This is a genomic window from Atlantibacter sp. (assembly GCF_032062175.1).
Taxonomy (GTDB): Bacteria; Pseudomonadota; Gammaproteobacteria; order Enterobacterales; family Enterobacteriaceae; genus Atlantibacter.
Genome location: NZ_DAMBQK010000015.1, coordinates 46,279 through 72,406, shown reverse-complemented (window position 1 = coordinate 72,406; position 26,128 = coordinate 46,279). Strand labels below are relative to the sequence as shown.

At 54.3% G+C, this 26,128-nt stretch carries 25 protein-coding genes, 4 tRNA genes and 1 pseudogene; 7 read left to right on the top strand and 23 right to left on the bottom strand.

The features are described from left to right. The first annotated feature begins 31 nt into the window (after positions 1-31). The 5 genes and pseudogenes from RT120_RS14220 (at position 32) to emrB (ending at position 4,572) form a co-directional block, all read left to right on the top strand. Positions 32-765 (top strand): annotated as a pseudogene (locus RT120_RS14220) (AzlC family ABC transporter permease). Further along, positions 755-1,090, top strand: a complete 336-nt coding sequence (gene ygaH, locus RT120_RS14215; protein WP_220266421.1) for an L-valine transporter subunit YgaH — start codon at positions 755-757, stop codon at positions 1,088-1,090. Before RT120_RS14220 ends, ygaH begins: the two are co-directional and overlap by 11 nt. 89 nt (positions 1,091-1,179) lie before the next feature. Beyond that, positions 1,180-1,710: a transcriptional repressor MprA gene (gene mprA / locus RT120_RS14210; protein WP_165462729.1), complete on the top strand. Its 531-nt coding sequence runs from the start codon at positions 1,180-1,182 to the stop codon at positions 1,708-1,710. 136 nt (positions 1,711-1,846) lie between these two features. Next, a complete protein-coding gene (gene emrA / locus RT120_RS14205) occupies positions 1,847-3,019 on the top strand; it encodes a multidrug efflux MFS transporter periplasmic adaptor subunit EmrA (RefSeq protein ID WP_312983472.1) in 1,173 nt (390 codons plus the stop codon). Positions 3,020-3,033: 14 nt separating this feature from the next. Next, on the top strand, positions 3,034-4,572 hold the full coding sequence (gene emrB, locus RT120_RS14200; protein WP_312983470.1) for a multidrug efflux MFS transporter permease subunit EmrB: 1,539 nt from the start codon (positions 3,034-3,036) through the stop codon (positions 4,570-4,572). Positions 4,573-4,635: 63 nt separating this feature from the next. Here the strand turns inward: emrB and luxS are convergent, their stop codons facing one another. From luxS to mltB, 14 genes are all read right to left on the bottom strand, one after another. Beyond that, positions 4,636-5,151, bottom strand: a complete 516-nt coding sequence (gene luxS / locus RT120_RS14195) for an S-ribosylhomocysteine lyase (protein WP_312983468.1) — start codon at positions 5,149-5,151, stop codon at positions 4,636-4,638. 153 nt (positions 5,152-5,304) lie between these two features. Beyond that, positions 5,305-6,861 (bottom strand): glutamate--cysteine ligase, encoded by a 1,557-nt coding sequence (gshA, locus tag RT120_RS14190; protein WP_312983466.1) that lies wholly within the window; start codon positions 6,859-6,861, stop codon positions 5,305-5,307. Positions 6,862-6,942: 81 nt separating this feature from the next. Continuing rightward, complete coding sequence (locus RT120_RS14185; RefSeq protein WP_312983464.1) at positions 6,943-7,371, bottom strand: YqaA family protein; 429 nt, start codon at positions 7,369-7,371, stop codon at positions 6,943-6,945. Continuing rightward, a complete protein-coding gene (yqaB, locus tag RT120_RS14180; protein WP_312983462.1) occupies positions 7,368-7,934 on the bottom strand; it encodes a fructose-1-phosphate/6-phosphogluconate phosphatase in 567 nt (188 codons plus the stop codon). The genes RT120_RS14185 and yqaB overlap by 4 nt, the downstream gene beginning before the upstream one ends. A 151-nt stretch (positions 7,935-8,085) precedes the next feature. Beyond that, positions 8,086-8,162: transfer RNA gene (locus RT120_RS14175), tRNA-Arg, on the bottom strand. A gap of 57 nt (positions 8,163-8,219) precedes the next feature. After that, positions 8,220-8,296 (bottom strand) — tRNA-Arg (locus tag RT120_RS14170). A gap of 57 nt (positions 8,297-8,353) precedes the next feature. Beyond that, positions 8,354-8,430 (bottom strand) — tRNA-Arg (locus RT120_RS14165). A gap of 3 nt (positions 8,431-8,433) precedes the next feature. Then, a tRNA-Ser gene (locus RT120_RS14160) sits at positions 8,434-8,526 on the bottom strand. A 292-nt stretch (positions 8,527-8,818) separates the two neighbouring features. After that, positions 8,819-9,004: a carbon storage regulator CsrA gene (gene csrA, locus RT120_RS14155; protein WP_002434672.1), complete on the bottom strand. Its 186-nt coding sequence runs from the start codon at positions 9,002-9,004 to the stop codon at positions 8,819-8,821. A 366-nt stretch (positions 9,005-9,370) separates the two neighbouring features. After that, positions 9,371-12,001: an alanine--tRNA ligase gene (alaS, locus tag RT120_RS14150; RefSeq protein WP_312983460.1), complete on the bottom strand. Its 2,631-nt coding sequence runs from the start codon at positions 11,999-12,001 to the stop codon at positions 9,371-9,373. A gap of 138 nt (positions 12,002-12,139) precedes the next feature. Beyond that, entirely contained in the window at positions 12,140-12,643 is a 504-nt protein-coding gene (recX, locus tag RT120_RS14145; protein ID WP_312983459.1) for a recombination regulator RecX, read from the bottom strand. Positions 12,644-12,694: 51 nt separating this feature from the next. Then, entirely contained in the window at positions 12,695-13,759 is a 1,065-nt protein-coding gene (gene recA / locus RT120_RS14140; protein WP_312983457.1) for a recombinase RecA, read from the bottom strand. A gap of 89 nt (positions 13,760-13,848) precedes the next feature. Next, positions 13,849-14,346 carry a nicotinamide-nucleotide amidase gene (gene pncC, locus RT120_RS14135; protein WP_312983455.1) on the bottom strand — a complete coding sequence of 166 codons (498 nt, stop codon included), beginning with the start codon at positions 14,344-14,346 and terminating at the stop codon, positions 13,849-13,851. A 99-nt stretch (positions 14,347-14,445) separates the two neighbouring features. Then, the gene (mltB, locus tag RT120_RS14130) at positions 14,446-15,534 is read right to left on the bottom strand and encodes a lytic murein transglycosylase B (protein WP_312983453.1); all 1,089 of its coding nucleotides are present in this window, start codon (positions 15,532-15,534) and stop codon (positions 14,446-14,448) included. A gap of 252 nt (positions 15,535-15,786) precedes the next feature. Between mltB and cueP the strand changes: the two genes are divergently transcribed. Next, a complete protein-coding gene (gene cueP / locus RT120_RS14125; protein WP_312983451.1) occupies positions 15,787-16,323 on the top strand; it encodes a copper-binding periplasmic metallochaperone CueP in 537 nt (178 codons plus the stop codon). Between the two features lie 278 nt (positions 16,324-16,601). Then, entirely contained in the window at positions 16,602-19,169 is a 2,568-nt protein-coding gene (gene mutS, locus RT120_RS14120) for a DNA mismatch repair protein MutS (RefSeq protein WP_312983449.1), read from the top strand. Positions 19,170-19,303: 134 nt separating this feature from the next. On the opposite strand, the gene rpoS is transcribed toward mutS, so the two are convergent. The 9 genes from rpoS to RT120_RS14075 all read right to left on the bottom strand — a co-directional run bounded on the left by rpoS (position 19,304) and on the right by RT120_RS14075 (position 26,093). Next, entirely contained in the window at positions 19,304-20,296 is a 993-nt protein-coding gene (gene rpoS / locus RT120_RS14115; RefSeq protein ID WP_312983447.1) for an RNA polymerase sigma factor RpoS, read from the bottom strand. 118 nt (positions 20,297-20,414) lie between these two features. Continuing rightward, on the bottom strand, positions 20,415-21,542 hold the full coding sequence (nlpD, locus tag RT120_RS14110; protein ID WP_312983445.1) for a murein hydrolase activator NlpD: 1,128 nt from the start codon (positions 21,540-21,542) through the stop codon (positions 20,415-20,417). Between the two features lie 123 nt (positions 21,543-21,665). Next, positions 21,666-22,292 (bottom strand): protein-L-isoaspartate(D-aspartate) O-methyltransferase, encoded by a 627-nt coding sequence (locus RT120_RS14105; RefSeq protein WP_125294887.1) that lies wholly within the window; start codon positions 22,290-22,292, stop codon positions 21,666-21,668. Next, positions 22,286-23,047: a 5'/3'-nucleotidase SurE gene (surE, locus tag RT120_RS14100; RefSeq protein WP_161660302.1), complete on the bottom strand. Its 762-nt coding sequence runs from the start codon at positions 23,045-23,047 to the stop codon at positions 22,286-22,288. Before surE ends, RT120_RS14105 begins: the two co-directional genes overlap by 7 nt. After that, the gene (gene truD, locus RT120_RS14095; RefSeq protein WP_409515052.1) at positions 23,028-24,074 is read right to left on the bottom strand and encodes a tRNA pseudouridine(13) synthase TruD; all 1,047 of its coding nucleotides are present in this window, start codon (positions 24,072-24,074) and stop codon (positions 23,028-23,030) included. Before truD ends, surE begins: the two co-directional genes overlap by 20 nt. Further along, on the bottom strand, positions 24,074-24,553 hold the full coding sequence (gene ispF, locus RT120_RS14090; protein WP_183170052.1) for a 2-C-methyl-D-erythritol 2,4-cyclodiphosphate synthase: 480 nt from the start codon (positions 24,551-24,553) through the stop codon (positions 24,074-24,076). Before ispF ends, truD begins: the two co-directional genes overlap by 1 nt. Continuing rightward, positions 24,553-25,263 carry a 2-C-methyl-D-erythritol 4-phosphate cytidylyltransferase gene (gene ispD, locus RT120_RS14085; RefSeq protein WP_312983442.1) on the bottom strand — a complete coding sequence of 237 codons (711 nt, stop codon included), beginning with the start codon at positions 25,261-25,263 and terminating at the stop codon, positions 24,553-24,555. Before ispD ends, ispF begins: the two co-directional genes overlap by 1 nt. A gap of 18 nt (positions 25,264-25,281) precedes the next feature. Continuing rightward, on the bottom strand, positions 25,282-25,593 hold the full coding sequence (gene ftsB, locus RT120_RS14080; RefSeq protein WP_125295616.1) for a cell division protein FtsB: 312 nt from the start codon (positions 25,591-25,593) through the stop codon (positions 25,282-25,284). Between the two features lie 176 nt (positions 25,594-25,769). Further along, a complete protein-coding gene (locus RT120_RS14075; RefSeq protein WP_312983439.1) occupies positions 25,770-26,093 on the bottom strand; it encodes a DUF3561 family protein in 324 nt (107 codons plus the stop codon). Between the last annotated feature and the right edge of the window lie 35 nt (positions 26,094-26,128).

Sequence of the window (26,128 nt, the reverse complement as noted above, 5' to 3'; positions counted from 1 at the left end):
CTAACTAAATTAATTACAAATATGGACAGTCCTGCCGCCGTCACCGATACCCATCCCAGCAATGAAGCCTCATTGTGGGAAGGCGTGAAAGATAGCCTGCCGATCGTTATCAGCTACTTGCCGGTGGCATTCGCGTTTGGAATGAATGCCACCCGTCTTGGATTTACCCCCCTCGAAAGCCTTTTTTTCTCCTGCATTATTTACGCGGGCGCAAGCCAGTTTGTGATTACCGCGATGCTCGCCGCCGGCAGTTCGTTGTGGATCGCCGCGCTGACCGTGATGGCAATGGACGTGCGCCATGTGCTGTATGGCCCTTCCCTGCAAAGCCGCATTATCCGCTCGCTTAAAAAACCAAAAACCGCATTGTGGGCGTTTGGCCTGACCGATGAAGTGTTCGCCGCCGCCACCGCTAAACTGGTGCGCGACAACCGCCGCTGGAGCGAAAACTGGATGATCGGCATCGCCTTCTGCTCGTGGCTCTCTTGGGTGACAGGGACGCTGGTGGGCGCTTACGCCGGTAATGGTTTGCTGGAGGGCTACCCGGCCATTGAAGCGGCGATGAGCTTTATGCTGCCCGCGCTGTTTATGAGTTTCCTGCTGGTGTCATTTCAGCGCGCCCAGTCGTTAAGCGTCGCGGCTTCGCTGACCGGCGCGGTGCTGGGCGTGACGCTGTTTTCCATCCCGGTGGCGATTCTGGCGGGTATTGTCTGCGGTTGCCTGGTCGCGGTGATTGAGCCTATGAGAAGAAGCCGCGATGCGTACTGACGTCCTGCTGCTCGGCCTGCTGGTTGGCCTGGTCAACTATCTGTTTCGCTACCTGCCGCTGCGGGTGCGCGCCGGGAGTGTGCGGCCGGCAAAGCGCGGTGCAACCGGCGTTCTGCTCGACACCATCGGCATTGCGTCGATTTGCGCCTTGCTGGTGGTCTCCAGCGTGCCGGAAATCGTTCATGACGCCCGCCGACTCTTACCAACGCTGATTGGTTTCGCGGTCCTGGGCATAAGTTTTTACAAAACTCGCAGCATCATTATCCCGACGCTGTTGAGTGCGCTGGGCTATGGAATAGCCTGGAAATTGTTGACGGTAATATAGCGTTCCCATATTCGTTAAAATAAATAATACATTTACATTATTTGTTACCGTCGTTACTATATCGACTGCAATTAATGAGGTCATACCTGATGGATAGTTCGTTTACGCCCATTGAGCAAATGCTTAAATTCCGCGCCAGTCGCTACGAGGATTTCCCCTACCAGGAAATTTTGCTGACTCGCCTGTGCATGCATATGCAGGGTAAGCTGCTGGAAAACCGCAATAAAATGCTGAAAGCGCAAGGCATTAACGAGACCCTGTTTATGGCGTTGATTACCCTTGAGTCTCAGGAAAATCACAGCATTCAGCCAAGCGAATTGAGCTGCGCGCTGGGTTCATCACGCACCAATGCCACGCGCATTGCCGATGAACTGGAAAAGCGCGGCTGGATTGAACGCCGTGAAAGCGATAACGATCGCCGTTGCCTGCATTTACAGTTAACCGAAAAAGGCCAGGAGTTCCTGCGCCAGGTGTTGCCGCCGCAGCATAACTGCCTGCAACACTTATGGTCTTCCCTGGACGTTTCTGAAAAAGAGCAGCTGGAAAATATCACCCGCAAGCTGCTGACCCGTCTGGACCAAATGGATGCCGACGACACCATCCTTGAAGCGACGCGTTAATACGTAAGTCGCTCGTTTCGCAAACGTCCAATCGATACATCTAAGCTACAGTTACAGGCCAGCAGTTCACTGCTGGCCTTTTCTGACAACAGGTCGGCTCAGCCGACGAGAAAATAAGAAGATCGTGGAGAAAAACATGAGCGCAAATGCGGAGAATACGACCCCGCAGCAAGCGGTAAATAAGAAAGGCAAACGTAAAAGCCTGCTTATCTTATTGACGTTGCTCTTTATTATTCTGGCAGTGGCATATGGCATTTATTGGTTTTTAGTACTGCGTCATTACGAAGAAACCGACGATGCGTATGTGGCAGGGAATCAGGTACAGATCATGGCGCAGGTCTCTGGCAGCGTCACTCAAGTCTGGGCAGACAACACCGACTTCGTGAAACAGGGCGATGTGCTGGTGACGCTTGACCCGGTTGACGCGCAGCAGGCGTTTGAAAAAGCGCAGACCGAGCTGGCCTCCAGCGTGCGTCAAACGCATCAGCTAATGATCAACAGCAAGCAGTATCAGGCCAGTATCGAGGTGCAGAAAACCGCACTGGCCCAGGCGCAAAGTGACTTAAACCGTCGTATTCCGCTGGGTAGCGCCAATTTGATTGGTCGTGAAGAACTGCAACACGCCCGTGATGCAGTGACCAGCGCCCAGGCGCAGCTGGATGTGGCAATCCAACAGTACAACGCCAATCAGGCGATGGTGCTGGGGACCAAACTGGAAGACCAGCCCGCGGTGAAACAGGCGGCGACCGAAGTGCGTAACGCCTGGCTGGCGCTGGAACGTACCAAAATCGTCAGCCCAATCACCGGTTATGTTTCACGCCGTGCCGTGCAGCCAGGCGCGCAAATCAGCCCGACCACGCCGTTGATGGCAGTGGTGCCCGCCTCCAATCTGTGGGTGGACGCTAACTTCAAAGAGACCCAGCTGGCGCATATGCGTATCGGCCAGGCGGCTACGGTAGTGAGCGATATCTACGGCGACGAGGTGAAATACACCGGTAAAGTGGTCGGCCTGGATATGGGCACCGGCAGCGCGTTCTCGCTGCTGCCTGCGCAAAACGCGACCGGCAACTGGATCAAAGTGGTTCAGCGCTTACCAGTGCGCATTGAAATCGACGCCAAACAGCTGGAACAGCATCCACTGCGTATCGGCCTTTCCACGCTGGTGGAAGTCAACACCAGCAACCGTGATGGCCAGGTACTGGCAAGCCAGACCCGCTCTGAGCCCGTCTACCAAAGCAACGCCCGTGAGATTAGCCTTGAGCCCGTGAATACGCTTATCAACGATATCGTACGGGCCAACGCGAATTGAGTGGCGGAGGGGTTATGCAACAACGTAAACCGCTGGAGGGCGCGCAACTGGTCATCATGACCATTGCGCTGTCGCTGGCGACTTTTATGCAGGTGCTGGACTCCACCATCGCGAACGTGGCAATCCCCACCATCGCCGGTAACCTTGGCTCGTCGCTGAGCCAGGGCACCTGGGTGATTACCTCGTTCGGCGTGGCGAATGCGATTTCGATTCCCATCACCGGCTGGCTGGCCAAGCGCGTTGGCGAAGTAAAGCTGTTCCTGTGGTCGACCATTCTGTTTGTGATCGCCTCCTGGGCCTGCGGCGTCTCCTCCAGCCTGAACATGCTGATCTTCTTCCGCGTGATCCAGGGGATTGTCGCCGGGCCGCTGATCCCGCTCTCTCAGAGCTTATTGCTGAACAACTATCCGCCTGCCAAACGCAGTATCGCGCTGGCGCTGTGGTCGATGACGGTGATTGTCGCGCCGATCTGCGGCCCGATCCTCGGCGGCTGGATCAGCGATAACTATCACTGGGGCTGGATCTTCTTTATCAACGTGCCGATTGGCGCGCTGGTAGTGCTGCTGACGCTGCAAACGTTGCGCAACCGTGAGACCCGCACCGAACAGCGGCGCATTGATGCCGTGGGTTTAGGGCTGTTGGTGATCGGTATCGGCAGTTTGCAGGTAATGCTGGACCGGGGGAAAGAACTCGACTGGTTTAGCTCCAACGAAATCATCATTCTGACCATTGTTGCGGTGGTGTCGATAAGCTTCCTGATTGTCTGGGAGCTGACCGACGACAACCCGATAGTCGATCTGTCGTTGTTTAAGTCGCGCAACTTTACTATCGGCTGTTTGTGTATCAGCCTGGCGTACATGCTCTACTTCGGGGCCATCGTTCTGCTGCCGCAGTTGCTACAGGAGGTATACGGCTATACCGCAACCTGGGCGGGTCTGGCGTCAGCGCCGGTGGGGGTCATACCGGTGTTGCTCTCGCCCATTATTGGGCGGTTCGCACACCGGCTGGATATGCGCCGACTGGTGACGTTCAGCTTCATCATGTATGCGGTCTGTTTCTACTGGCGTGCATATACCTTCGAACCGGGAATGGATTTTGGCGCGTCGGCCTGGCCGCAGTTTATTCAGGGCTTCGCCGTGGCGTGTTTCTTTATGCCGTTGACCACCATTACCCTGTCCGGGCTGCCGCCGGAACGCCTGGCTGCCGCATCGAGTTTGTCGAACTTTATGCGTACGCTGGCAGGTTCTATCGGGACATCGATCACTACCACGCTGTGGACCAACCGCGAGTCGCTGCATCACGCTCAGCTTACCGAGTCGGTAAACCCTTACAACCCGAATGCCCAGGAGATGTATAGCCAGCTTCAGGGGCTGGGGATGAGCCGGGAGCAGGCGTCAGGCTATCTGGCGCAGCAAATCACCAACCAGGGGCTCATTATCTCGGCAAACGAGATTTTCTGGGTCTCTGCGGGGGTGTTCCTGGTGCTGCTGGGGCTGGTGTGGTTTGCCAAACCGCCCTTCGGGGCGGGCGGCGGAGGCGGTGGCGCGCATTAGCGCCCTGTTACTGCAACTAAAAAAAGCGCCATTGGCGCTTTTTTTATGGGCACAGCGTGAGGACTAGATGTGCAGTTCTTTCAGCGTTTCTTTCGGCAGCGCCAGCTCGTCGTTGCTGTTAACGCCCACGCCGCGATCGACGATGTGACGGGCGATTTCCTGCGCTTCTTCCAGAGAGTGCATATGGTAGGTGCCGCACTGGTAAACGTTCAGTTCCGGGATTTGGTTCTGCTCTTTCACCTTCAGCACGTCTTCCATTGCCGCTTTCCATGCGTCAGCCACGCGTTGTTCCTGCGGCTCGCCAATCAGGCTCATGTAGAAGCCGGTGCGACAGCCCATCGGCGAAATGTCGATGATTTCCACGCCGTTGCCGTTCAGGTGATCGCGCATAAAGCCCGCGAACAGGTGCTCCAGCGTGTGAATGCCTTTTTCCGGCATCACTTCCTGGTTAGGCACGCAGAAACGCAGATCGAATACGGTGATGGTGTCGCCGTGCGGAGTATGCATGGTTTTGGCTACACGCACCGCCGGCGCCTGCATACGGGTATGGTCAACGGTAAAGCTATCCAGTAATGGCATCGGGTCACCTCCAGGCAGTGATATTTTTTAAATTAAAATGAACTATTGGTTTCCAGGCGAGTCTGAATATATGAAAGACGCGCATTTGTTATCATCATCCCTGTCTTCAGAGATGAAATTTTTGGCCACACACGGTGTGGCCTTTTTCTTTTCCTAGCCTTGCTTCGCCAGAAAATCTTCAAACGATTCCGTATCTGCCGCTTCAATAGCGCGCTGGCGCTCCCAGGATTCAACCTGTTCTTTCGCAAAATCGGCTTCGCTCAGCACTTCCAGCGGCTCTTCACGCAGCTGCGCGCGATACTGCTCCGCCAGTGCCCGACCGGTGCCGCCAATCCCTTTTTCAATCATCGAACTCAGGATACGCGCCGAGTAGGTTAATTCCGGGTTGTCGAAACAGGCGACCAGCTGTTGGCAAACGTCCTGATACTGACGATTACCGGCGATGCCGTCGAGCGTTTGGGCGACGGTCATTAAATCACGGAACAGATCTTTACCCACTTTCTCAAGCGGATGTTGTGCCGTTTCGCAGCCGATACCCAGGGTTAAGCCCGGTTTGCGGCCTTCAAGGATCACGCGGTTCCAGTTTGTACGGGTACACAGCAGTTCATCGCTGCTCATTTCCGGCGCATCCGCCAGCACGCACCAGATCATAAACAGATCCAGGAAACGCACCTGCTGCTCATCCACGCCCGTCGCTGAGAACGGGTTGATATCCAGCGAACGCACTTCGATATATTCAATGCCGCCGCGCATCAGCGCATCCGACGGCGACTCGCCTTTGCGGGTGACGCGTTTCGGACGGATAGGCGCGTACAGCTCGTTTTCAATCTGCAGAATATTGGTATTAATTTGCAGATGCTTATCGCCCTCTTTCAGGCCGATTTTCGCGTACTCTTCCGACGGGGTTTTAATCGCCCGCTTCAATCCTGCCACATACGTGTCGAGATCGTTAAACGTAATCCCGAGATTGCTTTGCGATTTATTGGTATAGCCCAAATCGCTCAGGCGCAAAGATGTGGCATACGGCAGGTAATACATGCCGCATTCGGTTTTTTCGAACGGCAGTGTGGTCGGTTTGCCCTGCAGGAAAGAGGCGCAAATCGCCGGCGATGCGCCGAAAAGATACGGGATCACCCAGCCAAAACGATAATAGTTGCGGATCAGGCGGAAATAACCTGCCGAGATGGCAGCTTTGCCACTGTCGCTATCGGTAACGCCGCATTTCGCCTGCCAGAACGCCAGCGGTAGCGAGAAGTTGTAATGCACACCAGAGATGGTTTGCATTAGCGCGCCATAGCGGTTTCTCAGCCCTTCGCGGTACAGCGTTTTCAGGCGGCCAATATTGGAGCTGCCGTACTGCGCCAGTTCGATATCCTGGCCGTCTTCGATATAGCACGGCATACTGAGCGGCCACATACGTTCATCGCCCAGCTTGCGTGCTACGTGACGATGAATATCGCGCAGCACCGCCAGCATATGGTCGATATCGTCATCAACGGGCGTAATAAACTCCAGTAGCGCTTCCGCAAAGTCGGTAGTGATCCACTGATGCGTGAGCGTTGAACCCAGGCTCTCTGGATGCCCGGTTTGGGCCAAATGCCCTTCTGGCGTCACGCGTAATGTTTCGCGCTCCAGCCCACGACGAATGCCCTGTAGCACATCAGGATGATTTTCCAGCCAGGCCAGCGCCTGTGATACGTCCGGGATCAAATTGACCTCCCGCCTGTCGAATTCATTTTTATTAAGCATAATTGTAATGGTTGACGATTAAAGGTCACTCAAACAATCCAATTAGTGCCACCACGCCATCCCCTGGAGCGTTGCCAGTGCCACAATGATGTAGCGCAACGCTTTACCCAGGCATAAAAAAAATACCACCGGCCCCCACGATAAACGCAGCCATCCGGCAAGCAGGCACAACAAATCGCCTATGACAGGCATCCAGCTAAGTAATAGCGCAACTGGACCAAAACGTTGTAGCCAGTAAACCGCTTTTTCCTGCCAGCGCGACGTTTCGCGTAACGGAAAAAACCGACCAAGAATAACGTTAGTCAGGCCTCCAAGGCTATTACCTATTGTTGCTATTAAAACTAATACCCACGGCTCGCTTTTCCCGGCCAGTAACAACGCGATCAACACCGCTTCGGAACTGCCGGGTAATAAAGTAGCGCTCAAAAAACTGCTGGAGAACAGCGAGAACAGTGACAGCGCGTCACTCACAGTAAGCGTACGTCCACCGCATCCATCCCTGCCCGCTGGGCAGCCTGGATACCGAAATCCGCATCTTCGAAGACCACGCATTTTTCAGGCGCAACGCCCATCAGCGCGGCACAACGCAAAAAAGTATCCGGGGCAGGTTTGTGATGCTGAACGTGATCGGCGGCGACAACCGCCTGGAAATAGTGGCGCAAGCCTAAATGCGCTAATAACGCCTCGGCAATAGCGCTTTCACTGCCAGTGCCGACGGCCATAGGACGACGCCCATGCCACGATTTAACCACGTCGATTAACGGCAGCGGGCGCACGGTATCCAGCAGCATCGCTTTGACTGCCAGCGTTTTTTCGCGCGCCAGTTCATGCGGGTCGAGCGTCGCACCATTGAGGGCGATAACCGCTTCGGCGATACGCCAGGTAGGGGAACCATTGAGCGCAACCATGGCTTCGAGGTCAAATTGCATACCGTAACGTCCTAATACGTCGCTCCACGCCTTGCGGTGTGTCGGTTCGGTATCCAGGATGGTGCCATCCATATCGAAAATTAGCCCGTCGTAACGATCGTACATTTAGCCCCCAAAGCTGATTACAGGAGCGTTACTTTAGCGTAAACAAGGGTAAATGTCGCTGACTGAACCTGAGGTTATGTTTGGGCGATGAAGGATTGAGCAAAAAAGATGTTGATAAGAAGAGAAGGGTGCATTCGGGAGGATTCAATAATGGTGCATCCGGGAGGATTCGAACCTCCGACCGCTCGGTTCGTAGCCGAGTACTCTATCCAGCTGAGCTACGGATGCATCGGGGATACTGCTATAACCGCTGAACTGTCGTCACTGACACATCAGGGAGAATAATGGTGCATCCGGGAGGATTCGAACCTCCGACCGCTCGGTTCGTAGCCGAGTACTCTATCCAGCTGAGCTACGGATGCATCGGGGATACTGCTATAACCGCTGAACTGTCGTCACTGACACATCAGGGAGAATAATGGTGCATCCGGGAGGATTCGAACCTCCGACCGCTCGGTTCGTAGCCGAGTACTCTATCCAGCTGAGCTACGGATGCAAATGGCGGTGAGGCGGGGATTCGAACCCCGGATGCAGCTTTTGACCGCATACTCCCTTAGCAGGGGAGCGCCTTCAGCCTCTCGGCCACCTCACCACACGCCTCTTGCGAGTGCCCCGAAGAACTTGTTTCTGCTCATCGGCGCTGCGTGGCGCACATATTACTTTCTGGGACTTATAAGTCAAACAATTTTTCCCGACTCTGTTTCGTTTGCACAATTCACGCGCAATTCGTCTGCTTTGCCAACAAAAAGGGCGTTTAATCAACATGAAACCACAGAGAAATCGCGTAAAAATGCAGGGCAGCAACAAGGGCAAAAAGGGAAGAAAGAGGAAATAAAGACAGGGAAAGGAGGTTGCGTCTCGCCATGCAGCGAGACGCGATAACTTTAGAAACTGGACTGTTGCGATTTTTCAGCCTGGATACGCTGGTAGATCTCTTCACGGTGTACGGAAACTTCTTTGGGGGCGTTTACGCCAATGCGTACCTGGTTACCCTTTACCCCAAGAACCGTTACAGTCACCTCATCACCAATCATGAGGGTCTCACCAACTCGACGAGTCAGAATCAGCATTCTTTGCTCCTTGAAAGATTAAAAGAGTCGGGTCTCTCTGTATCCCGGCATTATCCATCATATAACGCCAAAAAGTAAGCGATGACAAACACATAAAGTGTAAGCAGTCACGGCATCACATTCTGTTAAACCTAAGTTTAGCCGATCCAGAAATTTTCAACCCGACTTTATCGTTATATACCCGTTCACATCCATGCTACAGAAAGTCCTACAACTCGTTACATCTTATCGCAAACATTCTCTTTGCGACGGATTCACGAGCCCTGTCAGCCCACTGACACACGAGAAATAAGGGGTAACGTGGGTAGAGAGAGAAAGGCGCCATAACAACGGATTGTTATAGCGCCTTCGCCTATACCTTATTCATTATGAGAGTCGCGATGCGACCCAGTTTTCTACGCTGGCAAGGGCTGCCGGCAATGCCTGGGCATCCGTACCACCGGCTTGCGCCATGTCCGGACGTCCACCGCCTTTACCCCCAACCTGCGAAGCTACCATACCGATCAATTCACCTGCTTTTACGCGGTCGGTCAAATCTTTCGAGACCCCCGCAATCAGAGAAACCTTAGCATCGGCAACGGTCGCCAGTACGATAACCGTGGAGCCCAGTTGATTTTTCAGGTCATCAACCATCGTACGCAGCATTTTCGGTTCAACGCCGGTCAGTTCGCTGACCAGCAGTTTTACGCCATTGATTTCAATGGCTTTACTGCTGAGGTTCGCGCTTTCCTGAACAGCCTGTTGTTCTTTCAACTGCTGCAGCTCTTTTTCAAGCTGACGCGTACGCTCAATCACCGCACGAACTTTATCGTTCAGATTCTGGCTGTCGCCTTTGAGCAGTTGCGCGATATCGTGCAATTGATCGTTCTGGGCGTGAACCTGCGCCAGCGCGCCTTCGCCAGTGACCGCTTCGATACGGCGTACGCCCGCCGCGGTGCCGGACTCAGCAACAATATGGAACAGACCGATATCGCCGGTGCGATCGGCATGAATACCGCCGCACAGCTCGGTGGAGAAATCGCCCATGCTCAGTACGCGCACATGTTCGTCATATTTCTCGCCGAACAGCGCCATTGCGCCTTTCGCTTTGGCCGTTTCAAGATCCATTACCTGGGTTTCAATCGGCAGGTTACGGCGGATTTGCGCGTTCACCAGATCTTCCACTGCGCGGATCTCTTCCGGCTTCATGGCTTCAAAATGAGAGAAGTCAAAACGCAGGCCTTTATCGTTAACCAGCGAGCCTTTCTGTGCAACGTGGGTGCCCAGCACCTGGCGCAATGCCGCATGCATTAAGTGAGTGGCGGAGTGGTTCAGACGGATACGCGCACGACGTGCTTCGTCCACCTGCGCTTTCACGCCCTCGCCCACTTTCAGCACGCCGCTGGTCAGTTTGCCGATATGGCCGATTGCCTGACCATACTTCTGGGTATCTTCGACGCAGAAGGCAAAACCATTGCCCAGCAACTCGCCGCGATCGCCCACCTGGCCGCCGGATTCCGCATAGAACGGCGTTTCGTTCAGGATCACCACCGCCTGCTCGCCGGCTGAGATTTGCTCAACGGCTTTGCCGTCAACAAACAGCGCAGTCACTTTGCCCGTCAGTTCAACGTGGTCATAGCCTTTAAATTCAGATGCGCCTTCAACGCGGATCATGGCGTTATAGTCAGCGCCAAAACCGCTGGATTCACGCGCGCGACGGCGCTGCGCTTCCATCGCGGCTTCAAAGCCCGCTTCGTCAACTTTGATGTTACGCTCGCGGCACACGTCAGCGGTCAAATCCACCGGGAAACCGTAAGTGTCATACAGACGGAACGCGGTTTCACCATCCAGGGTATCGCCGGACAGTTTCGCCAGTTCTTCGTCCAGCAGCGCCAGGCCACGCTCAAGCGTACGGGCAAATTGCTCTTCTTCAGTTTTCAGAATTTGCTCAACCTGAGCCTGCTGACGTTGCAGATCTTCACCGGCGGAACCCATCACGCGAATCAGCGGGCCAACCAGCTTGTAGAAGAAGGTGTCCTTCGCGCCCAGCATATTGCCGTGACGGATCGCGCGACGAATGATACGGCGCAGCACGTAGCCACGGTTTTCATTCGACGGGATAACCCCATCGGCAATTAAAAATGCGCAGGAGCGGATGTGGTCAGCGATAACCCGCAGAGATTTGTTGCTCAGATCGGTTGCGCCGGTTTCTTTCGCCACTGCCTGAATCAGATCGCGGAACAGGTCAATTTCATAGTTGGAGTTAACGTGTTGCAGTACCGCCGCAATACGCTCCAGGCCCATACCGGTATCGACGGACGGTTTCGGCAGCGGTTCCATCGTACCGTCGGCCTGACGGTTGAACTGCATAAATACGATGTTCCAGATTTCGATATAGCGGTCGCCGTCCTCTTCCGGGCTTCCCGGAGGGCCACCCCAGATATGGTCACCATGGTCGAAGAAAATCTCGGTGCAAGGACCGCACGGACCGGTATCGCCCATCTGCCAGAAGTTATCAGAGGCGTAAGCTGCACCTTTGTTGTCGCCGATACGAATAATACGTTCGCGCGGGACGCCCACTTCTTTTTCCCAGATTTCATAGGCTTCATCGTCAGATTCGTAAACGGTGACCCATAAACGATCTTTCGGCAGGTTAAACCACTGCTCGCCGGTCAACAGCTCCCAGGCGTACTGGATAGCATCATGTTTGAAATAGTCACCGAAGCTGAAGTTGCCCAGCATTTCGAAGAATGTGTGGTGACGGGCGGTGTAACCGACGTTTTCCAGATCGTTGTGTTTACCACCCGCACGCACGCAGCGCTGCGCGGTCGTTGCGCGGGAATAATTACGCTTATCGAGACCAAGGAAAACATCCTTGAACTGGTTCATCCCGGCGTTGGTAAACAGCAGTGTGGGATCGTTGTTGGGAACCAGAGAGCTGCTGGCAACTACCTGATGTCCTTTACTATGGAAAAAATCGAGAAACGCCTGACGGATCTCAGCGGTGCTCTTGCTCATAATTATCCTGAAATCAAGCTAACGAATTGTCGTAAGCCGGACATGATAAACCGACTGGTGAATCGCTGTCCGCCCTGACGGGAAAAAAGTGGGAATAAGATAAGTTTTCTGAGGAGGGAAGTAAAATCCAGGATGCGCTCAATCGGCAAAATTTCGGTATATCTCCTGTATATCCTCCATCAGGAAGCCTCTGTACAGCAAAAACCGCTGCACTTTTACCTTCTCAGGATAGTTACGCGGTAACGGTTCGCCAAATTTGCGTACGGCGATATCCCAGGTGATTTGCTGCCAATCGATGTCACATGCACGAAACGCGGCGTCACAGTGCTCGCGGGTTAACCCTTTTTGCTGTAATTCCTGACGGATACGCTGTGGGCCATACCCTTTGCGGGACCGGCTGGCGATATACCGCCCTGCGAAGTTGGCGTCATCCAGCCAGTTGTGCTCATAGCACCAGAGAATCACATTTTCGACGTCTTCAGCGGAGATAGGTTCAGCTTCATCCTGTGGCGACTTCATCATAAAAGGCGCAGCCAGCTTGCGACGCAGCTCTTGCTCGCTGTGATCGCGCATGGCGAGTAAACGGGTCGCCCGATCGCATAAACGTGCGTATACCGAGCGGCGGGGAGAACGGTCAGTCATATCAAATTACGCGTCAGTAATAAAAAAGGGCTGCCTGGGCAGCCCTGAGAATCAGAAGTCTTCGTTAGTTTCTGACTCGTCTTTTTCATACTCTTCAGTAGAGAAAGCCGGTTTGTCATCCTGATTGTGCAACAGTTGCTCACGCAGTTTCTTTTCAATCTCCTGCGCAATCCCTTTGTTTTCCTTCAGGAAGTTAGTGGCGTTCGCTTTACCCTGGCCCACTTTCTCGCCATTGTAGCTATACCACGCACCCGCTTTTTCAATCAGCTTGTGCTTCACGCCCAGGTCAACCAGCTCGCCGTAGAAGTTGATGCCTTCACCGTAAAGGATCTGGAATTCAGCCTGTTTAAACGGCGCTGCAATTTTGTTCTTCACCACTTTCACGCGGGTTTCGCTACCCACCACTTCGTCGCCCTCTTTCACGGCGCCGATACGGCGGATATCAAGACGTACGGAAGCGTAGAACTTCAGCGCGTTACCACCGGTAGTGGTTTCCGGGTTACCGAACATCACACCAATCTTCATACGGATCTGGTTGATGAAAATCAGCAGCGTGTTGGACTGCTTCAGGTTACCTGCGAGTTTACGCATTGCCTGGCTCATCATACGTGCCGCAAGGCCCATGTGAGAGTCACCGATTTCACCTTCGATTTCCGCTTTCGGCGTCAGCGCCGCAACGGAGTCGACGATGATCACGTCAACCGCGCCGGAACGCGCTAAGGCGTCACAGATTTCGAGCGCTTGTTCACCGGTGTCCGGCTGAGAACACAGCAGGTTGTCGATATCAACGCCCAGCTTGCGTGCATAGACCGGGTCCAGCGCGTGTTCAGCATCGATAAAGGCACAGGTTTTACCTTCGCGCTGCGCTGCGGCGACAACCTGCAGGGTCAGCGTGGTTTTACCGGAAGATTCCGGACCATAGATCTCAACGATACGGCCCATCGGCAGACCGCCCGCGCCAAGCGCGATATCGAGGGAGAGTGAGCCCGTTGAAATGGTTTCCACATCCATGGAGCGGTCTTCACCCAGACGCATGATGGAGCCTTTACCAAATTGCTTTTCAATTTGGCCCAGAGCTGCCGCTAACGCCTTCTGTTTGTTTTCGTCGATAGCCATTTTTACTCCTGTCATGCAAAGTGAAGCACCATCGCCCACGTTGCCGCTATTATTTCGATGAAGCAATTATACTGTATAGTCATACAGTATCAAGCCTTTTGTAGAAATTGTTGCCAGAGCGTTTTTAACGCATAAACCGTGGCCTGACGCCGCACGGCATCGCGGTCGCCGCTAAAACATTCATGCCGCGTGAGAGTCTCGCCATGACAGCTGGCGAACCCAAACCAGACCGTGCCCACCGGCTTTTTCTCGCTGCCGCCGTCCGGCCCGGCAATCCCGCTAATAGAAACCGCATAGCTGGCATTGGCGGCAGCCAGGGCGCCCTGCGCCATCTGGATCACCACCGGCTCGCTCACGGCACCGTGCTGGTTGAGCGTGTCGTCGTCAACGCCGATCATTTGCGCTTTTGCCTCGTTACTGTAGGTGACAAATCCGCGTTCAAACCAGGCGGAACTGCCCGCAATATCAGTAATTGCTTTCGCGACCCAGCCGCCGGTACAAGACTCCGCCGTCGTTACCGTCGCGCCCTGGCGTTTTAACGCTTCGCCCACCGTTTTGCTCAGCTGCTTCAATTCATCGTCAGTCATCACGGCTCCAATTGTAGTGAGGGCAGTGCGCTTAGCAACGCGCACTGCCCTTTTTCAGCGATTACATTTTGCGTTTACGAGATCGATTCCAGAAAGCCGCTACTGAACGCGCGCCATCGCCACCGCCTGGCCCAGTTGCCATACCGCCATCGCGTAATGGGTGCTGTGGTTGTAGCGCGTGATGGTGTAGAAATTCGGCAAACCGTACCAGTACTGATAACGCGTCCCGATATCCAGGCGCAGCAAACTGACCTGCGAGTGGCTGCCCAACGGCTGTTGCGGCGTTAAGCCAGCAGCCGCCAGCTGTGCCGGAGAATATTTGGTCTTGAAGCCGTTTTCTAAACCTGGCGCTTCACCATTGGCCTGTACGGCCACCGGCTCGCCTTTCTCCCAGCCGTGTGCTTTGAAGTAATTTGCTACGCTGCCGATGGCATCAACCGGATCCCAGAGATTAATATGGCCATCTCCATTAAAATCAACGGCATATTCTTTATAGGAGGATGGCATAAACTGTCCGTAGCCCATCGCACCGGCAAACGAACCTTTCAGCTCCAACGGGTCGTCGCCTTCATCACGCGACATCAGCAAAAAGGTTTCCAGTTCGCTGGAGAAATATTCGGCGCGGCGCGGATAAGCGAATGAAAGGGTTGCCAGCGCATCCAGAATGCGGGTCTTGCCCATCACGCGCCCCCAGCGGGTTTCCACACCGATAATACCAACGATAATTTCCGGCGGTACGCCGTACACCATAAAGGCGCGATTCAGCGCGTCCTGGTATTGATTCCAAAAAACAACGCCGTTCTGGACGTTGTCCGGGGTAATGAATTTATCGCGATAACGCAGCCATGCCCCGTTAGGCCCGGAAGGCGGCAGCGTGGTCGGCGCTTGTCGGTCCATCAGGCGCAGCACGTAGTCCAGCCGCTTGGCCTGAGAAAGCACCTCGTGAAGCTGTTGGCGGTTAAAGCCGTGTTTGCTGACCATCATATCGATGAATTTTTCAGCGGCGGGGTTATTAGCAAAATCTCCGCTGGAGAGATAAACATCATGCTGCGGCTGAAGTAAAAATCCGCCTTGCGGCGTACCCACAGTATTGGCGGCGGCAGTTTCTGTAGTGGTTTTAGGTTTACTGCTGCATGCGGAAAGCAGCACCAGAAGAGGCAAAAGAGCAGCATAACGACGCTTAATCATGAGTTGTCCATAAAGCAAATCAAACGAGTGAATATCATGGTAGAACATTCAGAGCGGGAGGCGAAGCGCAGAGCGCCCTAATGGGAAATTATCGGAATCACAGCGGCCGGCTGCCCTCGCTAAAATTTGATGAAAATCAAACAAAGTTGTGGTCATACAAAACCTTACACAACTTTGGGCGGCACGGTTTTGACTCTCCCCTAAGGGGAAGGTTTAGAGTTTGGCGACAAATCGTACCCAAAGGAAATTATCATGCGTCGCACATTCCTGCTTTCTCTGCTTGGCCTTGCCGTTTCCGGCAGTGCCCTGGCCGCAACGTCGCAAACTGACTTTCTGGCCCAGTATGGCCTTGCGGGTAAAAACACCCAGCAAATGGTTGAGGCTATCGACCAGAATCCGCAAGCGCGCCCGCTGCCGTTTAGCGCGTCAATCACCAGTACCGAGTTAAAATTATCGGACGGTAAACAGGCTTACGCGTTCCCGTTAGCGGATAAATTTTATCTCTCCGTCGCACCTTACGAACATCAGACCCATCCTTGTTTCAACCACAGTTTGTCGGGTTGCCAGGGAGAAATGCCGAACACCACCTTCGACGTTAAAGTGACCGATCTTAAAGGCAATGTGGTGCTGCAAAAAAGCGTGAAGAGCTATCAGAACGGCTTTGTGGGGTTGTGGCTGCCGCGCGATATGCAGGGCACTCTGGATGTGAGCTATCAGGGAAAAACCGCCTCCTCGCCTATCGCGACCAACAGCGAGAGCCAGACCTGCCTCACTACCATGAAGCTTTAACACCGCTATGAAGAGATGATGCGCCCTTGCCGCATCATCTCTTACGAGCCGCAGCGTAAACCTGCTGTAATCCCCTGCACTGCCTGCCACGCTTTTAGACGTTGCCTCGCAAGAATGATTTTTTCTGCACAAATGCGTTTACAACCCTTGCCAGGCTTCTGGTAACGTGGCGTCGTCAGTCACCCGCCGCCTCGGGTGAATCACACTAATAAAGAGTGTTAAGATGTGCACTCTAAAAACTCTTTTCCCGCTGTGCGATTTAAAACGAGCAAAATCAGATGATTGAGTCTACTGACAAGGACTTTACCGACCATACGCCCATGATGCAGCAGTACCTGCGTCTTAAATCACAGCATCCAGAAATCCTGCTTTTCTATCGAATGGGCGATTTCTATGAGCTGTTTTACGATGATGCGAAACGCGCGTCGCAGTTGCTGGATATTTCGCTGACCAAACGCGGCGCATCGGCAGGCGAGCCTATCCCAATGGCGGGCGTCCCCCATCATGCGGTAGAAAACTATCTGGCGAAGCTGGTCAATCTCGGCGAGTCTGTGGCGATCTGCGAACAAATCGGCGATCCAGCCACCAGTAAAGGGCCGGTTGAGCGCAAAGTGGTACGCATCGTTACGCCAGGCACCATTAGCGACGAAGCGCTGTTACAGGAGCGCCAGGATAACCTGCTAGCCGCACTGTGGCAGGACAGCAAAGGGTTTGGCTACGCCACGCTGGATATTAGCTCTGGCCGGTTCCGCCTTAGCGAGCCGCAGGATCGGGAAACCATGGCTGCGGAGTTGCAGCGCACCAATCCTGCGGAACTGCTGTACGCCGAAGATTTTGCCGAAATGTCGCTGATCGAGGGCCGTCGCGGTTTGCGTCGCCGCCCACTATGGGAATTTGAAATCGACACGGCGCGCCAACAGCTCACTATGCAGTTCGGCACCCGGGACCTGACGGGCTTTGGCGTGGAAAACGCGCCGCGCGGGCTATGCGCCGCCGGTTGTCTGCTGCAGTACGTCAAAGATACGCAACGCACCTCGCTGCCTCATATTCGATCTATCACGATGGAGCGCCAGCAGGACAGCATCATCATGGATGCCGCCACGCGCCGCAATCTGGAAATCACCCTGAATCTGAGTGGTGGCATTGAAAATACTGTGGCTTCTGTGCTGGATAGCACCGTCACGCCTATGGGCAGCCGTATGCTGAAACGCTGGCTGCATATGCCGGTACGCCATCACGAAACATTGCGTTCGCGCCAGCAAACCATCGCCGCGCTGATGGATCGCACCAGCGAACTCCAGCCTGTGCTGCGTCAGGTGGGCGATCTGGAGCGTATTCTGGCTCGCCTGGCGCTGCGTACCGCGCGTCCTCGCGATTTAGCGCGCATGCGTCATGCATTCCAGCAGTTGCCGATTCTGAACGAACTGCTTGGCGAAATAGACAGCGAGCACGTGCAAACCCTGCGTCAAAATATGGGCGAGTTTAGCGAGCTATGTTCATTGCTGGAGCGCGCCATTATTGACTCTCCGCCTGTGTTAATTCGTGACGGCGGGGTCATTGCTCCTGGCTATAACGAAGAGCTGGATGAGTGGCGCGCGTTGGCAGACGGTGCGACTGATTATCTTGATCGTCTGGAAATCCGCGAGCGTGAAAAACTGGGGCTGGATACGCTGAAGGTCGGCTTCAATGCCGTCCACGGTTATTACATTCAGGTCAGCCGCGGGCAAAGCCATTTGGTGCCGATGAATTATGTACGCCGTCAGACGCTGAAAAACGCCGAGCGCTACATCATCCCTGAGTTAAAAGAGTACGAAGACAAAGTCCTCACCTCAAAAGGAAAAGCGCTGTCGCTGGAAAAACAGCTCTACGATCAGCTGTTCGATATGCTACTACCGCATTTGGCTGATTTGCAGCAAAGCGCCAGCACGCTTGCCGAATTGGATGTTCTGGTAAACCTCGCCGAGCGCGCGTTAACGCTTAATTACTGCTGCCCCACCCTGAGTGATAAACCTGGCATTAACATTGTCGAAGGGCGTCACCCGGTGGTGGAACAGGTGCTTAACGAACCCTTTATCGCTAACCCGTTGGCCCTGTCTGCCCAGCGCAAGATGTTGATTATTACCGGTCCGAACATGGGCGGTAAAAGTACCTATATGCGCCAGACCGCGCTGATCGTCTTAATGGCCTATATCGGTAGCTTCGTACCCGCAACGCAGGCGGAAATCGGCCCCATTGACCGGATATTTACCCGTGTTGGCGCTGCGGATGACCTGGCCTCGGGCCGGTCAACCTTTATGGTTGAAATGACCGAAACCGCCAATATTCTGCATAACGCCACCGAGTACAGTCTGGTGCTTATGGATGAGATTGGCCGAGGTACCTCTACTTACGACGGGTTATCCCTGGCGTGGGCCTGTGCGGAAAGCCTGGCGAACCGTATTAAGGCGTTTACCCTGTTCGCGACGCACTATTTTGAACTCACTACGCTGCCTGAAAAAATGGAAGGCGTCGCCAACGTACATCTGGATGCCATCGAGCATGGTGATACTATCGCCTTTATGCATACCGTGCAGGAAGGCGCGGCCAGTAAGAGCTATGGCCTGGCGGTAGCGGCACTGGCTGGCGTACCGAAAGACGTGATCAAACGCGCGCGTCAGAAGCTGCGTGAGCTTGAGAATCTTTCAGGCAACGCATCGGCAACGCAAATTGACGGTACGCAGATGTCGCTGCTTGCCGTAGCGGAAGAAACCAGCCCGGCGGTAGAAGCGCTGGAGGCACTGGATCCCGACTCGCTGTCGCCGCGTCAGGCGCTGGAATGGGTTTACCGGCTGAAAAACTTAGTCTAACGATGGCAAAGAAAGCGCGGAGAAGGGTGAAAACGCGTGTTCGCGCTTTACGACGCGCATAAAAAAATCTCTCGCCAGGAGAGATTTTCTGAGTAAAAAGGCGGTGAAATTCACCGCCTTTTTAAGAGCAAAACTTATTCGCGGAACAGCGCTTCAATGTTCAGACCCTGAGTCTGAAGAATTTCGCGCAGACGGCGCAACCCTTCGACCTGAATCTGACGAACACGCTCGCGAGTCAGGCCGATTTCACGACCCACATCTTCGAGCGTCGCCGCTTCATAGCCCAGCAGGCCGAAACGACGCGCCAACACTTCACGCTGTTTGGCGTTCAGTTCGAACAGCCATTTGACGATACTTTGTTTCATGTCATCGTCTTGCGTGGTGTCTTCCGGGCCGTTGTCTTTTTCATCGGCCAGGATGTCCAGCAGCGCTTTCTCTGAGTCGCCACCCAGCGGGGTGTCAACAGAGGTAATGCGCTCGTTGAGACGCAGCATACGGCTTACGTCATCAACCGGTTTATCCAACTGCTCGGCAATCTCTTCCGCGCTGGGCTCATGGTCCAGCTTGTGGGAAAGTTCACGTGCAGTACGCAGATAAACGTTCAACTCTTTAACAATATGAATCGGCAGACGGATGGTACGGGTTTGATTCATGATCGCCCGTTCAATCGTTTGACGAATCCACCATGTAGCGTAGGTTGAGAAGCGGAACCCGCGTTCCGGGTCAAATTTCTCGACAGCGCGAATCAGCCCCAGGTTGCCCTCTTCAATCAGATCCAGCAAAGCCAGACCACGATTGCTGTAGCGACGAGCAATTTTTACCACCAGACGCAGGTTACTTTCGATCATGCGGCGGCGGGAGGCGACATCACCACGCAGAGCGCGGCGCGCGAAATAGACTTCTTCTTCTGCTGTTAACAGCGGGGAATAACCAATTTCCCCCAGATACAGTTGAGTCGCGTCCAGCACACGCTGTGTTGAACCCTGCGACAACAGCTCTTCTTCAGCTAAGTCGTTATCACTGGGTTCCTCTTCTACTAAGGCTTTTTCGTCAAAAGCCTCTACTCCGTTCTCATCAAATTCCGCGTCTTCATTTAAATCATGAACTTTCAGCGTATTCTGACTCATAAAGGTGGCTCCTACCCGTGATCCCTAAGTAAAGCAACTGGCACTTTCTCGTTTGGACACCATGACAACAACAGTCAGTAACGTCCTTCAAAGCAGAGTGACAAACCGCTTTACTAAATTATCGCTGCGGTAAGTAACGCAGCGGGTTTACGGATTTCCCCTTGTAACGAATTTCAAAATGCAAGCGTGTAGAACTGGTTCCGGTGCTACCCATGGTAGCTATTTTTTGCCCCGCCTTAACTTCTTGTTGTTCCCGGACCAGCATCGTATCGTTATGGGCGTAGGCACTCAGGTAATCATCGTTATGTTTTATGATGATTAGATTACCGTAACCGCGCAGTGCATTACCGGCATAAACTACCCGCCCGTCCGCTGTGGCGATGATAGCCTGCCCTTTACTGCCTGCGATATCGATCCCTTTGTTACCGCCTTCGTTAGCGGAGAAGTTCTCGATAACCTTGCCTTCAGCCGGCCAGCGCCATGTAGAAATCGGCGAACTGGTTGTCGTGCTGCTGACAGTCGGTTCAGTAGAGCTAACCACAGGTGCCGTAACCGGTGCTGTGACAACAGTCCCAGTACCCGGATTGTTCGGCAACATTTTGTTAGCACTTTGTTCACCTGAGGACTCAGAATACGTAATTGTTGGTTTCGACGCAACTACCGTGGTGGAATTTTGTGCAGGTGGGGTAATGATCCCCTGCGCAGTAGCATCGGCCTGGGTAATTGCATTACCGCCAGTGATAGGCGTTCCCGATGCGTTTCCAACCTGCAGCGTCTGTCCGACGTTCAAACCATAAGGGGGCTGGACGTTGTTACGCTGCGCTAAGTCACGGAAATCATTACCTGTTATCCAGGCAATGTAGAAGAGTGTATCACCACGCTTAACGGTATAGGTGCTACCGCCCGCATAACTTCCCTTCGGAATGTTCCCATATTTACGATTATAAACAATTCGACCATTTTCTGTACGAACTGGCTCCTCGGAAATGGCCTGTACCTGCGCAGGTTGGGTAACAGGACGCTGTACCGGTTGAATTTGTGGCGCAGGCGTCGGGGCTGGCGTATTCATTTTTGGCGGCGGTGTGATCAACATTCCGCTGCTGGTGCTGCCGCCGCTATTGCCGCCGTTAACGGAACTGATCGGCGCTTGTGATTGATTGTTGGATGAACACCCGGCAACAAGAAGTGAAATAAGAGAAAGTGTCGCCACCCGGCGTGATGTGAATTTATGGCTTCCCGCGCTCATTGTTCCCCCAAAAGATGGTCTTTACTGCTTAAAATGAAGACAACCGTGCCCGGCTATCAGCAAAGTGAAAATTCGCCTCACCATACGCCGAAAAGCCGATAAGGAAACAGGAAAAACTCCTGGTTATGCCAGTTCACCCCGAACTAAAGGTACGAAGCGAACGGCTTCCACGGTGTCGATAATGAACTCGTCGCCCCGCCGACGAACCCGCTTTAACAGCTGGTGTTCATCGCCCACAGGCAAAACAAGAATACCGCCGTCGTCCAACTGCGCCATTAAGGCGGCAGGGATCTCAGGCGGCGCTGCTGTGACAATAATAGCGTCAAACGGCGCGCGTGCTTTCCAGCCTTGCCAACCATCACCGTGACGGGTTGAAACGTTGTGTAAATCGAGCTGTTTCAGGCGGCGTCTGGCGTGCCACTGAAGCCCTTTAATGCGCTCTACCGAACAGACATGATGAACCAGATGCGCCAGAATGGCGGTTTGATAACCCGAGCCAGTACCAATTTCCAGCACCCGTGATTCAGGCGTCAGCTCCAGCAGCTCTGTCATTCTGGCAACCATATAAGGTTGCGAAATGGTCTGCCCCTGGCCTATCGGCAGCGCGACGTTATCCCAGGCTTTATGTTCAAACGCCTCGTCCACGAACTTATCGCGCGGAACCTGAGCTAATGCCTCAAGCACGCGCTCGTCGCTAATTCCTTGCGCACGCAACTGTTTTAAAAGTGTTTGTACGCGATTACTTACCATTGCCCATCCACTCCCGCACGATCAAGCCAGGTGGAGACAACCTCCTGCGCGCTATAAGCCGTCAGGTCAACGTGAAGAGGCGTTACCGAAACATAACCTTCATCCACAGCAGCAAAATCGGTTTCCGGTCCGGCATCGTGCTTTTCGCCGGGCGGCCCGATCCAGTACAGCGTATTACCGCGCGGGTCCTGCTGAGGAATGACTTTATCTGCCGGATGACGGCTGCCGCAGCGCGTTACGCGGATGCCTTTAATCTCAGACAACGGTAGGTCAGGAACGTTGATGTTCAGAATGCGACCAGTGCGCAACGGTTCGCGCTCTAGCGCCCGCAGGATGGAACAGGTGACTGCCGCCGCGGTTTCATAATGCTCAAAGCCGTTTAGCGATACCGCCAGGGCGGGGAAACCGAGGTGACGCCCTTCCATCGCCGCCGCTACCGTGCCCGAATAGATAACGTCATCACCAAGATTCGGCCCGGCATTGATACCAGACACCACCACGTCAGGACGCGGGCGCATCAGCGCATTGACGCCGAGATAAACGCAGTCGGTAGGCGTGCCCATTTGCACGGCGATATCACCGTTGGGGTATTCGAAAGTGCGCAGAGAAGACTCAAGCGTCAGCGAGTTTGACGCGCCGGAGCGGTTGCGATCGGGTGCGACAACCTGCACCTCGGCGAATTCGCGTAAGGCTTTCGCCAGGGTTTGGATCCCCGGCGCATGGATTCCATCATCGTTACTCAGCAATATCCGCATAATCACCCGACGTTGTTATCAATTCCCTTACCACACTGGTGGCAAAACTACCCGCAGGCAACCAAAAACGCACTTCTACGGTCGCGTCATCCTGCCACACCCAGCTCATCGCCTGGGGATACATCAGCATCGCGCGACGGGCGGCTTCTACTTTCTCACGCTCTAATAAAGCCTGTAAATCCGCCTCTTGCGAAATGCGTTGCTGTTCATTTTCCAGCGCCTGACGCACGGTTCCCCACTCGCCGGCGCCCGGCAGCGCCGCCGTAATTAACAGTTCATGATTATTCACACGCTCCTGGAGCGTGGGCAGTTCTTCCTGCGTCGCCACAAACCAGCTTCCGCGCCCCGCTAATTGTAGCGCATCGCCGTCAACAACTTGATTAAAGTCTGTTTTTTTAAGCCGCTCGCTGACAAGCTGATTAAACAACGCGCTGCGGGCTGCTGACAACGCAAAACTGCGTTTATTTCGATCGCGCAGCGGCATGTTATTTTGCGCCCATACCCGCGCCTGAATCAGGTTACTGCCGCCGCGCCCAAAACGCTGCGGGCCGAAATAGTTAGGCACGCCGTCGTTTTTTACCGCATTGAGGCGAGTTTCCAGCTCATCGCGCCGGGTAATGTCGCGCAATATCAACGTGAAATGATTGCCTTTTAATGCCCCGGTGCGCAGTTTGCGCTTATGACGCGCGTACTCCAGCACCTGGCAGCCTTCCACTGCAAAGCCACTTAAATCTGGCATGTCCTTGCCGGGTAAGCGAACGCAAAGCCACTGCTCAGTGACGGCATGTTTGTCTTTTTGTCCGGCGAAGCTGACTTCGCGGGCTGGCACTTTAAGGAATTTAGCCAGCGCATCGGCCACAAAGCGGGTGTTGCAGCCTTTTTTTACAATGCGCACCAGCAGTTGCTCGCCTTCGCCGTCCGGTGCAAAGCCTAAATCTTCCACGACCACGAAATCTTCCGGCGAGGCTTTCAGCGTGCCCGAGCCCTGCGGTTTGCCATGCAGCCAACTGAGTTGTTCAAAATCCATCAGGCTTTTACCTTCACCAACAGCGCCACCGCTTCGCAGGCAATACCTTCGCCGCGCCCGGTAAAGCCCAGCTTCTCGGTAGTGGTGGCTTTGACGTTAACGTCATCCATATGGCAGCCCAGATCCTCAGCGATAAACACGCGCATTTGCGGAATGTGCGGCAGCATTTTCGGGGCCTGGGCGATGATCGTCACATCGACGTTGCCAAGCGTGTAACCTTTGGCCTGAATACGGCGCCAGGCTTCGCGCAGCAGCTCGCGGCTGTCAGCACCTTTAAACGCCGGGTCGGTATCCGGGAACAGTTTGCCGATGTCGCCCAGCGCCGCTGCACCTAACAGCGCGTCGGTCAAAGCATGCAATGCCACGTCACCGTCCGAATGGGCCAGCAGGCCTTTTTCATAAGGGATACGCACTCCCCCAATGATCAGTGGGCCTGGGCCGCCAAAGGCGTGTACATCGAAGCCATGTCCGATCCGCATTATGCATTCTCCATCTGGGTTAAACGGGTAAGATAAAATGCCGCAAGGGCAAGGTCTTCAGGACGTGTCACTTTAATATTATCGCCACGTCCGGCCACCAGTTCAGGATGGTAGCCGCAGTGTTCCAGCGCCGACGCCTCGTCGGTGATCGTCGCTCCTTCGTTGAGGGCGCGGACCAGGCAGTCGCGCAGTAATTCAAGAGGAAAGAGTTGCGGGGTCAGCGCATGCCAGAGATCGGTTCGCTCAACGGTATGGGCGATTAACGCTTTTCCCGGCTCGCCGCGTTTCATGGTGTCGCGCACCGGCGCGGCCAAAATTCCACCGACGCAGCTGTGCGCCGTGATCGCCAGCAGCGCGTCCAGATCGTCTGGATGCAGGCAAGGCCGTGCGGCGTCATGCACCAGCACCCATGCGGCATTGTCGGCCATTTTTAAACCCGCCAGCACCGAATCCGCCCGCTCGCGGCCACCGTCAACGCGCATTACGCGTGGATTGTGCGCCAGCGGCAGCGCATCAAATTGCCTGTCAGAAGGGCTGACGGCTACGATCACGCGGCCCACGCGAGGGTGGCGCAGTAAACTCGCCACCGCATGTTCAAGGATCGTGTGGTCGCCAATGGTGAGATATTGTTTGGGACAGTCTGATTGCATGCGGCTGCCAATCCCGGCAGCCGGCACCACGGCAATCACGTCCGCACAGGAAGATGCCATGTGTGAAACCTGAGCCTGTTATCGATTATTCTGCCGTGACCCCGCCGCCTGCTTAGAGGCGTCGGGCACCAGACGAAAGAAGGTTTCGCCCGGTTTGGTCATGCTCAATTCGTTACGCGCGCGTTCTTCAATCGCTTCTTGTCCGCCGTTGAGATCGTCAATTTCGGCGAAAAGCTGGTCATTACGCGCTTTGAGTTTTGCGTTGGTTGCCTGCTGGGCCGCCACGTCATCGCTGACGCGGGTGTAGTCATGAACGCCGTTTTTACCAAACCACAATGAATATTGTAGCCAGACGACTAATGCCAGCAATAGCAGTGTTAGTTTACCCATTCTGCCCCCTGAAAAACGGCATAATCATCCCATAACTTTCCATCGGGCACTACCTGGCCCAATCCGACTCCAAAAAAACAGCGGCAAAATGTATCACATAACACGGCAATATGCGCCTCCAGGTGCGGACCGGGAGCGGAATTAATAACTCGTTACGCCTGGAAGTATGTCTTAACTTAGCTCATTAACCAGAGGAACAATACGCCAAACATGAGCGCGACGGTCAGGATAGTCATCACGCAACTGACGATCAGCCGACCATCAAGCAATGAATGTAGCGCAATGCCGATAACCACCGCCACGGGCATCAACGCCAGGAAGAAAGGCCAGGTATAGAGAAAGAAGAACAGGGTGTTGGAACCATAGAACAGGAAAGGAAAACCCAACGCCAACAGCCACGCCAAAAACCCAAGAATAGCCCCAGGGAATGTCCAGGTTGTCTCTTCAGCAGCAGGCGGGACAGATGCCTGCGAGATAATCATGTTTGTTGAATTGCGCATACCCGATCCTGTGACCTGACTTGCCGGAAGAGAGA